This window comes from Pseudomonas ekonensis (assembly GCF_019145435.1).
GTDB classification, from domain to species: domain Bacteria; phylum Pseudomonadota; class Gammaproteobacteria; order Pseudomonadales; family Pseudomonadaceae; genus Aquipseudomonas; species Aquipseudomonas ekonensis.
The window spans coordinates 560,364-573,204 of record NZ_JAHSTS010000002.1 but is presented as its reverse complement, the minus strand read 5'-3'; the positions used below and the strand labels follow the sequence as shown (position 1 = coordinate 573,204).

The window sequence follows — 12,841 nt, the reverse complement described above, 5'->3', positions numbered from 1 at the left end:
GACGGTTCTCAGTTTGAGGCTTTAAGGTGGGCGGCCTGGCTGCGGCGCGAGACCGGCAGCAGCTTGGCGATCGGTTCGGCGCCGGCGGTGTGCTGGCCGAAGTTGGCGTTGTAGGTGGCGATGATCTCGCCGGCGATGGAGATGGCGATTTCCGCAGGCAGCTTGCCTTTGACTTCGCCGATGCCCATCGGGCAGCGCATGCGTTGCACGACGCCGGCGTCGAAGCCGCGGTCACGCAGGCGGTGTTCGAACTTGGTGCGCTTGGTCCTGGAGCCGATCAAGCCGAAGTAGGCGAAGTCGTTGCGCCTGAGGATCGCGGCGGTGAGCTCCAGGTCCAACTGGTGGTTGTGGGTCATGACGATGCAGTAGCTGCCGGCGGGCAGGTCGTCGATTTCATCCACAGGCTCCTCGGCGACGATCTTGCGCACGCCGTGGGGGATCTGTCCGGGGAATTCCTCTTCCCGGGAATCGATCCAGCGCACCCGGCACGGCAGGCCGGCGAGCAGCGGCACCAGCGCCCGGCCGACGTGGCCGGCGCCGAACACGGCGACCTGCGCCTGCACCTGGCCCATCGGCTCGAACAGCAGCACGGTGGCGCCGCCGCAGCACTGGCCGAGGCTGGCGCCGAGGCTGAAGCGTTCCAGGTGGGTGTCTTGCCGGCCGCTGGCGAGCATGTCGCGGGCGATCTGCATGGCTTTGTATTCCAGGTGTCCGCCGCCGATGGTGTCGAACGCCTGACGGGCGCTGACGACCATTTTCGAGCCGGCGTTGCGCGGCGTCGAGCCGAGCTCTTCGATGATGGTCACCAGCACGCAGGGCTCGCCCTGGTTCTGCAGGTCGGCGAGGGCGTCGATCCAGTTGTACATGTTCACCTCGACATCGTCGTTGTCTGTTCGGGCCTTATCGCTGGCAAGCCAGCTCCCACCGTGTTTTGCGGTGCCCACAGAATCCGGAGTCCATCCGTCTCCTGTGGGAGCTGGCTTGCCGGCGAAGGCCGCGCCTCGGTCTAGAGCGGAGCCAACTCGGCTTCAGCTTCGACGGCCTTCACCGCTTTGAGCTGACGCATCTGCTCGCAGCCCCACAGCACCCGCTCCGGCGTCGCCGGGGCGTCGATCTTGGGCTGGTGCCTGTAGTCGCCGAGGCTCGCCACGGCATCCTTGATCGCGCACCACGCGGCGATGCCGAGCATGAACGGCGGCTCGCCCACGGCCTTGGAGTGGAACACGGTGTCTTCCGGGTTCTTGCGGTTCTCCACCAGCTTCACCCGCAGGTCCACCGGCATGTCCGCCACGGCCGGGATCTTGTAGCTGGCCGGGCCGTTGGTCATCAGCTTGCCCTTGTTGTTCCACACCAGCTCCTCGGTGGTCAGCCAGCCCATGCCCTGGACGAAGCCGCCCTCGACCTGGCCGATGTCGATGGCCGGGTTCAGCGAGGCGCCGACGTCGTGGAGGATGTCGGTGCGCAGCATCTTGTATTCGCCGGTCAGGGTGTCGACGATCACCTCGCAGCACGCCGCGCCGAAGGCGAAGTAGTAGAACGGCCGGCCGCGGGCCTGGCTGCGGTCGTAGTAGATCTTCGGCGTCTTGTAGAACCCGGTGCTCGACAGCGACACCTGATTGAAATACGCCTGCTGGATCAGCGCCTCGAAGGTCAGGATGTGATCGCGGATACGCACGTGGCCGTTGTGGAACACCACGTCCTCTTCGCTGACCTTGTACTGGCGGGCGGCGAATTCGACCAGGCGATTCTTGATGGTCTCGGCGGCGTTCTGCGCAGCCTTGCCGTTGAGGTCGGCGCCGCTGGAGGCGGCGGTCGGCGAGGTGTTCGGCACCTTGTCGGTGTTGGTCGCGGTGATCTGCACCCGATCGATCTCGACCTGGAACACTTCGGCCACCACCTGGGCGACCTTGGTGTTCAGGCCCTGGCCCATTTCTGTGCCGCCGTGGTTCAGGTGGATGCTGCCGTCGGTGTAGACGTGCACCAAGGCCCCGGCCTGGTTGAGGAAGCTGGCGGTGAAGGAAATGCCGAACTTCACCGGGGTCAGCGCCAGGCCTTTCTTCAGGATCGGGCTGTTGGCGTTGTAGCGGCGGATCGCTTCGCGGCGCTCGGCGTACTGGCTGCTTTCTTCCAGCTCGGCGGTCATTTCCTCGAGCATGTTGTGCTCGACGGTCTGGTAGTAGTGGGTGACGTTGCGCTCGGTCTTGCCGTAGTAGTTGGCCTTGCGCACCGCCAGCGGGTCGAGGTTCAGGTGGCGGGCGATGGCGTCCATCACCTCTTCGATGGCGACCATCCCCTGCGGGCCGCCGAAGCCGCGGTAGGCGGTGTTGGAGGCGGTGTTGGTCTTGCAGCGGTGACCGTTGATGGTCGCGTCGCCCAGGTAGTACGAGTTGTCGGAATGGAACATCGCCCGGTCGACGATGGACGCCGACAGGTCCGGCGAGCAGCCGCAGTTGCCGGCCAGTTCCATGGCGATGCCGTACAGGCGCCCGGTGCTGTCGAAACCGACGTCGTACTCGACGTAGAAGGGGTGACGCTTGCCGGTCATCATCATGTCCTCGACCCGCGGCAGGCGCATCTTGGTCGGCTGGCCGGTGAGGTGCGCGACCACCGCGCACAGGCACGCGGGGCTGGCCGCCTGGGTTTCCTTGCCGCCGAAGCCGCCGCCCATGCGGCGCATGTCGACCACCACCTTGTTCATCGACACGTCCAGCACTTCGGCCACCAGCTTCTGCACTTCAGTGGGGTTCTGCGTGGAGCAGTAGACGATCATGCCGCCGTCCTCGGTGGGCATCACCGAGGAAATTTGCGTCTCCAGGTAGAAGTGCTCCTGGCCGCCGATGTGCAGGGTGCCCTGGATGCGGTGCTCGGCGGTGGCCAGCGCATTGGCCGAGTCGCCGCGCTGGTGGGTGTGGCTGTCCAGGACGAAATGGCGTTTGCGCAGGGCTTCGACCACGTCCAGCACCGGTTCCAGGTCTTCGTATTCGACGATCGCGGCCATGGCGGCCTTGCGTGCGGTCTCAAGGTCCCGGGCGGCCACGGCCAGCACCGGCTGACCGACGAACTGCACGTCATCGATGGCCAGCAGCGGGTCGCCGGGCAGCAGCGGGCCGATGTCCTTCAGGCCCGGCACGTCGGCGTGGGTGATGGCGATGCGCACGCCTTCGAAGGCGTAGCAGGGGCTGGTGTCGATGCGCAGGATCTTCGCGTGGGCGCGGTCCGACAGCCGTGCGTAGACGTGCAGCTGGTTGGGGAATTCCAGGCGGTCGTCGATGTACTGCGCTTCACCGGACACATGCTTGGCGGCGCTGTCGTGCTTGACGCTGCGGCCGACACCGGTGGTCAGGTCCTGGGCGAACAGTTGCGCCAGCTCGGCCTGGGACTTCTCTGCGGCGTGATGGTTAGACATAAGCGGTCACCCGGGTCTCGATGTGCGGTGTTTGCAGTTCGATGAAGTACTTGCGCAGCAGGTTCTGCGCGCTGAGCAGGCGGTATTCCTTGCTGGCGCGGAAGTCCGAGAGCGGCGTGAAGTCATCGGCCAGGGCGGCGCAGGCGCGTTCGACCACGGCGTTGCCCAACGGCTGGCCCAAAAGGACGGCTTCGCAGTGGGCGGCGCGTTTGGGGATCGCGGCCATGCCGCCGAAGGCGATGCGGGCGTCGGTGATCACGCCGTTGTCGATGCGCAGGTTGAAGGCGGCGCAGACCGCGGAGATGTCATCGTCCAGGCGCTTGGACACCTTGTACGCACGGAACAGCTGCCCGGCGCTGGCGCGGGGCACGATGATCTTCTCGATGAATTCGCTTTCCTGGCGTGCGGTCACCCGGTAATCGATGAAGTAATCCTCCAGGGCCAGGGTGCGCCGGGTGTCGCCCTTGCAGAGCACGATCTGCGCGCCGAGGGCGATGAGCAGGGGCGGGGAGTCGCCGATCGGCGAGGCGTTGCCGATGTTGCCGCCCAGGGTGCCCTGATTGCGGATCTGCAGGGAGGCGAAGCGGTGCAGCAGTTCGCCGAAGTCCGGGTATTCGGCGTTCAGGGCGTCGTAACAGTCGGAGAGGGCGGCGGCCGCGCCGATCTCCAGGCGGTCGTCGAAGCGCTCGATGCGCTTCATTTCGGCGACGTTGCCGACGTAGATCATCACCGGCAGCGGCCGGTGGAACTGGGTGACCTCCAGCGCCAGGTCAGTGCCGCCGGCCAGCAGGCGGGCCTGTGGATAAGCGTCGTAGAGGTCGGCCAGGTCGGCCACGGTCAGCGGCACCAGGCAACGCTTGTCGCCGCTGTTGAGTTCGCCGATGTCGGTGGGGGCTATGGCCTTGAGGCGGGCGATGGTCTCGGCTTCGCGGGCGTCGAACTGATCCGCCTGCCTGGCGCAGCACGATTGCTCGGCGGCGGCCAGGATCGGCCGGTAGCCGGTGCAGCGGCAGAGGTTGCCGGCCAGCGCTTCGTGGGCCTTGTGGGTGTCCGGCGCGTCGCTGTTCTTTTGCAGGGCGAACAGCGACATCACGAAACCGGGGGTGCAGAAGCCGCATTGCGAACCGTGGCACTCGACCATGGCTTTCTGCACGCTGTGCAGTTCGCCCTTGTGCTTGAGGTCCTCGACGCTGATCAACTGCTTGCCGTGCAGGGACGAAACAAACGTCAGGCACGAGTTGAGGCTGCGGTAGCGGATGCGTTCGCGGCCATCGTCATCCGTCTGCAGTTCGCCGACCACCACGGTGCACGCGCCGCAGTCGCCGCTGGCGCAGCCTTCTTTGGTGCCGGTCTTGCCCACGTGTTCGCGCAGGTAATTGAGCACCGTCAGGTTCGGGTCCAGGGCGTGCTCGCTTCGGAGTTCCTGGTTGAGTAAAAACTGGATCACGGATGGCCTCGCAGACTCATTATTGTTGTTGACCGATGGGAACCGAATTTAGCAGGTCTGACTTTTCGGTCAATGGTTTTCTGACTTAAAGGTCAGGAAAACCGCTTTTGTCGATCGACAACGTGTCTCTTCAGTATTGACCCTCGCCGGGATACCCGCTTTTTTGCGGGATCCGTGCCAAAAACCGCCCGCTGGGCACTCCGCCACACCCCCTCAATTGCGCTACACTGCGCCGCTTGTGCAGATCGAAGAGTTTGAAGGACAACCATGACGTTCAAGGCGCCGGACAGCCTCGCCGAGCAAATCGCTCACCACCTCGCCGAACGGATCATCCGCGGCGAAATGAAGCCGGGAGAGCGCATCCAGGAACAGAAGGTCACGCAGGCGCTCAACGTCAGCCGCGGCTCGGTCCGCGAAGCCTTGCTGATCCTCGAACGCCGCCACCTGATCGCGATCCTGCCGCGCCGCGGCGCCCACGTGACGGAACTGACCGCGCACAAGGTGCGCAGCCTGTGCACGCTGATGAGCGAGCTGTACATCCTGCTCGGCAACTCGGTGGCCAACGGCTGGCAGGTGCAGGCCGACATGGCGCCGTTCGTGCAGATCCAGCAGCGACTGGCCGCCAGCTACGCGCGTCAGGACATCCGCGCCTTCGTCGACGACAGCTTCAGCGTGATGCGCGCCGCCTACCCGTTCGCCGACAACCCGTACCTGCAGGAAACCGTCGAGAACCTGCAGCCGGCCATGAGCCGCGCCTACTTCCTGGCGCTGGAGCAGCGCAAGGCCGAAATGAGCGAGTTCCTCGAACTGTTCGAACGCCTGCTGGCCGCGGTGCTCGCCCGTGACCTGCCGCAGATCCGCATCGTGCTGACGGCGTACGCCCAGCGCAGTTGCGATCTGGTGGTGTCTGCCCTGACGGCGGCCTGACCTTGCGGCTCAAGTGCATCAAACTGGCGGGGTTCAAGTCCTTCGTCGATCCGACCACGGTCAACTTCCCCAGCAACATGGCGGCGGTGGTCGGGCCCAACGGCTGCGGCAAATCCAACATCATCGACGCCGTGCGCTGGGTCATGGGCGAGAGCTCGGCCAAGAACCTGCGCGGCGAGTCGATGACCGACGTCATCTTCAACGGCTCGACCAGCCGCAAGCCGGTGAGCCAGGCCAGCATCGAACTGGTGTTCGACAACGCCGACGGCACGCTGGTCGGCGAGTATGCGGCCTACGCCGAAATCTCCATTCGCCGCAAAGTCACCCGCGACAGCCAGAACAGCTACTACCTCAACGGCGCCAAGTGCCGCCGCAAGGACATCACCGACATTTTCCTCGGCACCGGCCTCGGCCCGCGCAGCTACTCGATCATCGAGCAGGGGATGATCTCCAAGCTGATCGAGGCCAAGCCGGAAGACCTGCGCAACTTCATCGAAGAGGCGGCAGGGATCTCCAAATACAAGGAGCGCCGGCGCGAGACGGAAAACCGCATCCGCCGCACCCACGAGAACCTCGCCCGCCTGACCGACCTGCGCGAAGAGCTCGAGCGCCAGCTCGAACGCCTGCACCGTCAGGCCCAGTCCGCCGAGAAGTATCAGGAATACAAGGCCGAAGAGCGTCAGCTCAAGGCGCAACTGTCGGCCCTGCGCTGGCAGGACCTGAACGATCAGGTCGGCCAGCGCGAGTCGGTGATCGGCAGCCAGGAGGTCAGCTTCGAGGCGCTGGTCGCCGAGCAGCGCAACGCCGATGCGGCCATCGAACGCCTGCGCGACGGTCACCATGACCTGTCCGAGCGCTTCAATCTGGTGCAGGGCCGCTTCTATTCGGTGGGCGGCGACATCGCCCGGGTCGAGCAGAGCATCCAGCACGGCCAGCAGCGCCTGCGCCAGTTGCAGGACGACCTGAAAGAGGCCGAGCGCGCCCGGCTGGAAACCGAATCGCACCTGGGCCACGACCGCACGCTGCTGCTGACCCTGGGCGAAGAGCTGGACATGCTCACCCCCGAGCAGGAAGTCACCAGTGCCGCCGCCGAGGAATCCGCCGCGGCCCTGGAAGAGGCCGAGCTGACCATGCACGGCTGGCAGGAGCAGTGGGACACCTTCAACCTGGCTTCCGCCGAGCCCCGGCGTCAGGCCGAAGTGCAGCAGGCGCGGATCCAGCAGCTCGAAACCAGCCTGGAGCGCCTGGCCGACCGCCAGAAGCGCCTGGGCGAGGAGCGGGCGCTGCTGTCGGCCGATCCGGAAGACGCGGCGATCATGGAACTGAGCGAGCAGCTCGCCGAATCCGAAGCCACGCTGGAAGATTTGCAGACCAGCGAAGAAGCCCAGGTCGAAAAGCTCGAACAACTGCGTCAGGAGTTGCAGCAGGCTTTGACGGCGCAGCAGCAGGCCCAGGGCGATCTGCAGCGGCTCAATGGGCGTCTGGCGTCACTGGAAGCCTTGCAGCAGGCCGCTCTGGATCCAGGCACCGGCACCGCCGAATGGCTGCGCGAACACCATCTGGCCGAGCGCCCGCGCCTGGCCGAGGGCCTGAAGGTCGAAGCCGGTTGGGAGCTGGCGGTGGAAACCGTGCTCGGCGCCGACCTGCAAGCGGTGCTGGTGGATGATTTCGCCGGTTTGGACCTGTCCGGGTTCGAGCAGGGCGACCTGCGCTTGCTCAGCCCCGCCGGCGATGGCGTGCGGGTGGCCGGCAGCCTGCTGGACAAGGTCGAGGCGCAGATCGATTTGTCGCCGTGGCTGGGCCAGGTCAAACCGGTGGACAGCCTGGAACAGGCCCTGGCCCTGCGCGCCCAGTTGGGCGCCGGGCAGAGCGTGATCAGCCGCGATGGCTATTGGGTCGGCCGGCACTTCCTGCGGGTGCGCCGTGCCAGCGAGGCAGAAAGCGGCGTGCTGGCGCGGGGGCAGGAAATCGACAACCTGCAGCTCGAACGCGAAGAGCGCGAAGCCACGGTCGAGGCCATGGAAACCCGCCTGCAGAACCTGCGTGCGCAACAGCGCCAGCAGGAGAACGGCCGCGAACACCTGCGCAGGCTGCTGCAGGACGAGGCCCGCCAGCAAGGCGAGCTCAAGGCCCAGCTGTCCGCCGGCAAGGCCAAGATCGAGCAGTTGACCCTGCGCCGCACCCGTCTGGACGAAGAGCTGATCGAGCTCGACGAGCAGCGGGCGCTGGAGCACGAACACATCGGCGAATCGCGGATGCAGTTGCAGGACGCCCTCGACGCCATGGCCCTGGACACCGAGCAGCGCGAGCTGCTGCTGGCCCAGCGCGACAGCCTGCGCGAGCGGCTCGACCGGGTGCGCCAGGAGGCTCGCCAGCACAAGGATCACGCCCATCAACTGGCGGTGCGCCTGGGGTCGTTGCGCGCCCAGCATGATTCCACCCGGCAGGCGCTGGAGCGTCTGGAGATGCAGGCCGAGCGCCTCACGGAAAAGCGTGAGCAACTGAACCTGAACCTGGAGGAGGGCGAGGCGCCGCTGGAGGAACTGCGCCTGAAGCTGGAAGAGCTGCTCGAAAAGCGCATGAGCGTCGACGAAGAGCTCAAGACCGCCCAGATCGCCCTGGAAGACGCCGACCGCGAACTGCGCGACGCGGAAAAGCGCCGCACCCAGGCCGAGCAGCAATCGCACCTGATCCGCGGCCAGCTCGAACAGCAGCGCATGGAATGGCAAGCCCTGACCGTGCGCCGCACGGCCCTGCAGGACCAACTGCTGGCCGACGGCTACGACCTGCACGGCGTGCTCGACACCCTGGGCGCCGAAGCCAACGAGAAGGAGGCCGAAGAGGAGCTGGAGCGCATCGCCGCGCGCATTCAGCGCCTGGGCGCGATCAACCTCGCGGCGATCGACGAATATCAGCAACAATCCGAGCGTAAACGTTATCTGGATGCCCAGGACGCCGATCTGGTGGAAGCGCTGGAGACCCTGGAGAACGTCATCCGCAAGATCGACAAGGAGACCCGCAACCGCTTCAAGGATACCTTTGATCAGATCAACGGCGGTTTGCAGGCCCTTTTCCCGAAAGTTTTCGGTGGCGGCAGCGCGTATTTGGAACTGACGGGCGAAGATCTACTCGATACAGGGGTGACGATCATGGCGCGGCCGCCAGGAAAGAAGAACAGCACCATCCATTTGCTCTCCGGCGGGGAAAAGGCCCTGACCGCGTTGGCACTGGTCTTTGCGATCTTCAAGTTGAATCCGGCGCCGTTCTGCATGCTCGATGAAGTTGACGCGCCACTGGATGACGCTAACGTTGGACGCTACGCACGATTGGTCAAAGAGATGTCGCAGACGGTGCAGTTCATCTATATCACCCACAACAAGATCGCCATGGAAATGGCCGATCAGTTGATGGGGGTGACGATGCACGAGCCCGGTTGCTCGCGGTTGGTGGCGGTGGATGTCGAGGAGGCGATGGCGATGGTGGATGCCTGAGCCGGCGGGTTGTCGGAGGGGTGTTTTCGGTCTGTAGGACTTCATAACCGGTTCCGACTTGCTGGCCAATCGACATAAACGCGCAAGCCAATGTGACAGACGGTGTAAAGTTGCCTTTGGTCGTGCTAGTTTAATGTCAATTTTTCGTATACGTGGGCAAAACGCCTGTCAGAACATAGAGTTGGCGCCACGTTTTAAAGCGGTTTGCACAATGTAAACCCCTTATTTTTCAGCATTTTTCATAGAGGCACGGGATTACATGGAAATCGGTCTGCGCGAGTGGCTGATCGTCATCGGCATCATTGTGATAGCCGGTATTCTTTTCGATGGCTGGCGCCGCATGCGCGGCGGCAAGGGAAAACTGAAATTCCGTCTTGACCGCAATCTGTCCAACCTGCCGGACGAGGACAGCAACGCCGAGTTGCTGGGCCCGGCCCGCGTGCTGGAAACCCACAAGGAACCGCAGCTGGACGAACACGACCTGCCGTCGGTGAGCATGCCGGCCCGTGAACCGCGCGAACCGCGTGAGTCCGGCTCCAAGCGCAGCAAGCGCGGCAGCAACAGCCCGGCCCAGGGTGACCTCGACCTGGACGTGGACGCCGGCCCGAGCTTCAGCAGCCGTGACGACGACTTCATCGCCGACACCAAGCCGTCGCCGGCGATGGGCGACAAGGATCAGCCGCAGGCCGAGGAAGTGCTGGTGATCAGCGTGATCTGCCGCGACCCGGCCGGCTTCAAGGGCCCGGCGCTGTTGCAGAACATCCTGGAAAGCGGCCTGCGTTTCGGCGAGATGGACATCTTCCACCGCCACGAAAGCATGGCCGGCAACGGTGAGGTGCTGTTCTCCATGGCCAACGCGGTCAAGCCGGGCATCTTCGATCTGGACGACATCGACCATTTCAGCACCCCGGCCGTGAGCTTCTTCCTCGGCCTGCCGGGCCCGCGTCATCCGAAGCAGGCCTTCGACGTGATGGTGGCCGCCGCCCGCAAGCTGTCCCAGGAACTGAACGGCGAGCTCAAAGACGACCAGCGCAGCGTCCTGACCGCGCAGACCATCGAGCACTACCGTCAGCGCATCGTCGAGTTCGAACGCCGCGCCCTGACCCAGAAACGTTGATCCAAAAGGTTGCCCTGCGATGCGCCGGGCAATCGGCAAAACAGATTGAGCAGCTTCGGCTGCTCTTTTGCTTTATGAGAGAACACCCATGACTGCCGTCGAAACCCGCATTCTAGAGCTGCGCGCCGAGCTAGATCAGCACAACTACCGTTACCACGTCCTCGACGAGCCGAGCATTCCGGACGCCGAATACGACCGGCTGTTCCACGAGCTCAAGGCCCTGGAAGCGGCCCATCCGGAACTGGTCACCAGCGACTCGCCGACCCAGCGCGTCGGCAGCGTGGCGCTGACGGCATTCACCCAGGTGCGCCATGAAGTGCCGATGCTCAGCCTCGGCAACGCCTTCGAAGAGACCGACATGCGCGAGTTCGACCGGCGGGTGACCGAAGGCCTGGACTTGCCGGCCGGCGACCTGTTCGGCGGCGGGGCGGCGGTGGAATACAGCTGCGAGCCGAAGCTCGACGGTCTGGCCGTCAGCCTGCTGTACCAGGACGGTTTGCTGGTGCGCGGCGCGACCCGTGGCGACGGCACCACCGGCGAAGACATCAGCGTCAATGTGCGCACCGTGCGCAACATCCCGCTGAAGCTGCACGGCAGCGGCTGGCCGGCGACCCTGGAAGTGCGCGGCGAAGTGTTCATGTCCAAGGCCGGTTTCGAGCGCCTCAACGAATCTCAGCTGGAGAGCGGCGGCAAGACTTTCGCCAACCCGCGCAACGCCGCCGCCGGCAGCCTGCGCCAGCTCGATTCGAAGATCACCGCCAACCGTCCGCTGGAGTTCTGCTGCTATGGCATCGGCCAGGTGTCCCACGATATCGCCGACACCCACATCGGCAACCTCAAGCAGCTCCAGGCCTGGGGCATGCCGATCAGCCACGAGTTGAAACTGGCCAAGGGCATCGATCAGTGCCTGGACTACTACCGTGACATCGGCGAGCGGCGCAACGGGCTGGCCTACGAGATCGACGGCGTGGTGTTCAAGGTCAACAGCATCGCCGACCAGCGCGAGCTGGGTTTCCGCGCACGGGAGCCGCGCTGGGCGATCGCCCACAAGTTTCCGGCCATGGAAGAGCTCACCGAACTGCTCGACGTGGAATTCCAGGTCGGCCGCACCGGCGCCGTCACGCCGGTGGCGCGCCTCAAGCCGGTCAAGGTGGCTGGCGTCACCGTGGCCAACGCCACGCTGCACAACATGGACGAAGTGGCCCGCCTGGGCCTGATGATCGGCGACACCGTGATCATCCGCCGCGCCGGCGACGTGATCCCGCAGGTGGTGCAGGTCGTCGCCGAGCGCCGTCCCGACGATGCGCGGCCGGTGCAGATCCCCGAAAGCTGCCCGGTCTGCGGTTCCCATGTCGAGCGTACGCAACTGGTCAAGCGCAGCAAGGGCCGCGAAACCGTCAGCGAAGGCGCGGTGTACCGTTGCGTCGGGCGGCTGGCCTGCGGGGCGCAGCTCAAGCAGGCGATCATCCACTTCGTGTCCCGTCGCGCCATGGACATCGAAGGGCTGGGCGACAAGAGCGTCGAACAGTTGGTGGACGAAGGGCTGGTGAGTTCGCCGGCCGATCTCTACGCGCTCAAGTTCGACGACATCGTCGATCTGGAAGGCTTCGCCGAGGTGTCGAGCAACAAGCTGCTGGCCGCCATCGAGGACAGCAAGAAACCGGGGCTGGCGCGCTTCATCTATGCGCTCGGCATCCCGGACGTCGGCGAGGAAACGGCCAAGGTGCTGGCGCGTTCGCTGGGTTCCCTTGAGCGCGTGCAGCAGGCCTTGCCGCAGGTGCTGACCTACCTGCCGGACATCGGCCTGGAAGTGGCGCACGAAATCCACAGTTTCTTCGAGGACGACCACAACCGTCAGGTGATCGGCGAACTGCTGGGCCATGGCCTGCAGATTCAGGATCAGGGCGAGTTGGGGGCGGAACTCGCCGCCAGCACCACGCTGGGCGGCTTGCTCGACAAACTGCACATTCCGTCGGTCGGCCCTGGCGGGGCGCAGAAGCTGGCGGACAAGTTCGGTTCGCTCGAAGGGGTGATGAACGCCGACTGGCTGGACATGCGCCAGGCCTTGCCGGAAAAGCAGGCCAATTCGGTCCGCGAGTTCTTCGCGCTGTCGGAGCACCGTCAGTTGGCCGAGTCCGCCGAGCGGCAATTGCGCGATTTCGGCATGCACTGGCAGAGCGAAAAGAAAGTCGTCGAAGGCCTGCCGCTGGCCGGCCAGACCTGGGTGCTGACCGGCACGCTGGAGCTGATGAGCCGCGACATCGCCAAGGAAAAGCTCGAAAGCCTCGGCGCCAAGGTCGCCGGCTCCGTGTCGGCCAAGACCCACTGCGTGGTCGCCGGCCCCGGCGCTGGCTCGAAGCTGGCCAAGGCCAACGAACTGGGGCTCAAGGTGCTGGACGAAGAGGCGTTCGTGGGGTTCCTGAAGGGGCACGGCATCGCTGTTTGATCGAGTG

At 65.1% G+C, this 12,841-nt stretch carries 7 protein-coding genes; 4 read left to right on the top strand and 3 right to left on the bottom strand.

Annotated features, from left to right (window positions below):
- Window positions 1–8 precede the first annotated feature (8 nt).
- The 3 genes from xdhC to xdhA form a co-directional block, all read right to left on the bottom strand.
- Window positions 9–866: a xanthine dehydrogenase accessory protein XdhC gene (xdhC, locus tag KVG96_RS15485; protein WP_217892920.1), complete on the bottom strand. Its 858-nt coding sequence runs from the start codon at window positions 864–866 to the stop codon at window positions 9–11.
- Window positions 867–1,006: 140 nt separating this feature from the next.
- On the bottom strand, window positions 1,007–3,406 hold the full coding sequence (gene xdhB, locus KVG96_RS15480; protein WP_217892919.1) for a xanthine dehydrogenase molybdopterin binding subunit: 2,400 nt from the start codon (window positions 3,404–3,406) through the stop codon (window positions 1,007–1,009).
- Entirely contained in the window at window positions 3,399–4,853 is a 1,455-nt protein-coding gene (gene xdhA / locus KVG96_RS15475) for a xanthine dehydrogenase small subunit (RefSeq protein WP_217892918.1), read from the bottom strand. Before xdhA ends, xdhB begins: the two co-directional genes overlap by 8 nt.
- A gap of 267 nt (window positions 4,854–5,120) precedes the next feature.
- Here xdhA and KVG96_RS15470 point away from each other — a divergent pair, with 267 nt between their 5' ends.
- From KVG96_RS15470 to ligA, 4 genes are all read left to right on the top strand, one after another.
- The gene (locus KVG96_RS15470; RefSeq protein WP_217892917.1) at window positions 5,121–5,780 is read left to right on the top strand and encodes a GntR family transcriptional regulator; all 660 of its coding nucleotides are present in this window, start codon (window positions 5,121–5,123) and stop codon (window positions 5,778–5,780) included.
- A gap of 2 nt (window positions 5,781–5,782) precedes the next feature.
- Complete coding sequence (gene smc, locus KVG96_RS15465) at window positions 5,783–9,271, top strand: chromosome segregation protein SMC (protein WP_217892916.1); 3,489 nt, start codon at window positions 5,783–5,785, stop codon at window positions 9,269–9,271.
- 259 nt (window positions 9,272–9,530) lie between these two features.
- Entirely contained in the window at window positions 9,531–10,388 is an 858-nt protein-coding gene (zipA, locus tag KVG96_RS15460) for a cell division protein ZipA (protein WP_217892915.1), read from the top strand.
- 88 nt (window positions 10,389–10,476) lie between these two features.
- The gene (gene ligA, locus KVG96_RS15455) at window positions 10,477–12,834 is read left to right on the top strand and encodes an NAD-dependent DNA ligase LigA (protein WP_217892914.1); all 2,358 of its coding nucleotides are present in this window, start codon (window positions 10,477–10,479) and stop codon (window positions 12,832–12,834) included.
- Window positions 12,835–12,841 lie beyond the last annotated feature (7 nt).

Coding starts and splice junctions, on each gene's coding strand:
- zipA (WP_217892915.1), top strand. CDS start 9,531: ATGGAAATCGGTCTGCGCGAGTGGCTGATCGTCATCGGCATCATTGTG.
- xdhB (WP_217892919.1), bottom strand. CDS start 3,406: ATGTCTAACCATCACGCCGCAGAGAAGTCCCAGGCCGAGCTGGCGCAA.
- ligA (WP_217892914.1), top strand. CDS start 10,477: ATGACTGCCGTCGAAACCCGCATTCTAGAGCTGCGCGCCGAGCTAGAT.
- KVG96_RS15470 (WP_217892917.1), top strand. CDS start 5,121: ATGACGTTCAAGGCGCCGGACAGCCTCGCCGAGCAAATCGCTCACCAC.
- xdhC (WP_217892920.1), bottom strand. CDS start 866: ATGTACAACTGGATCGACGCCCTCGCCGACCTGCAGAACCAGGGCGAG.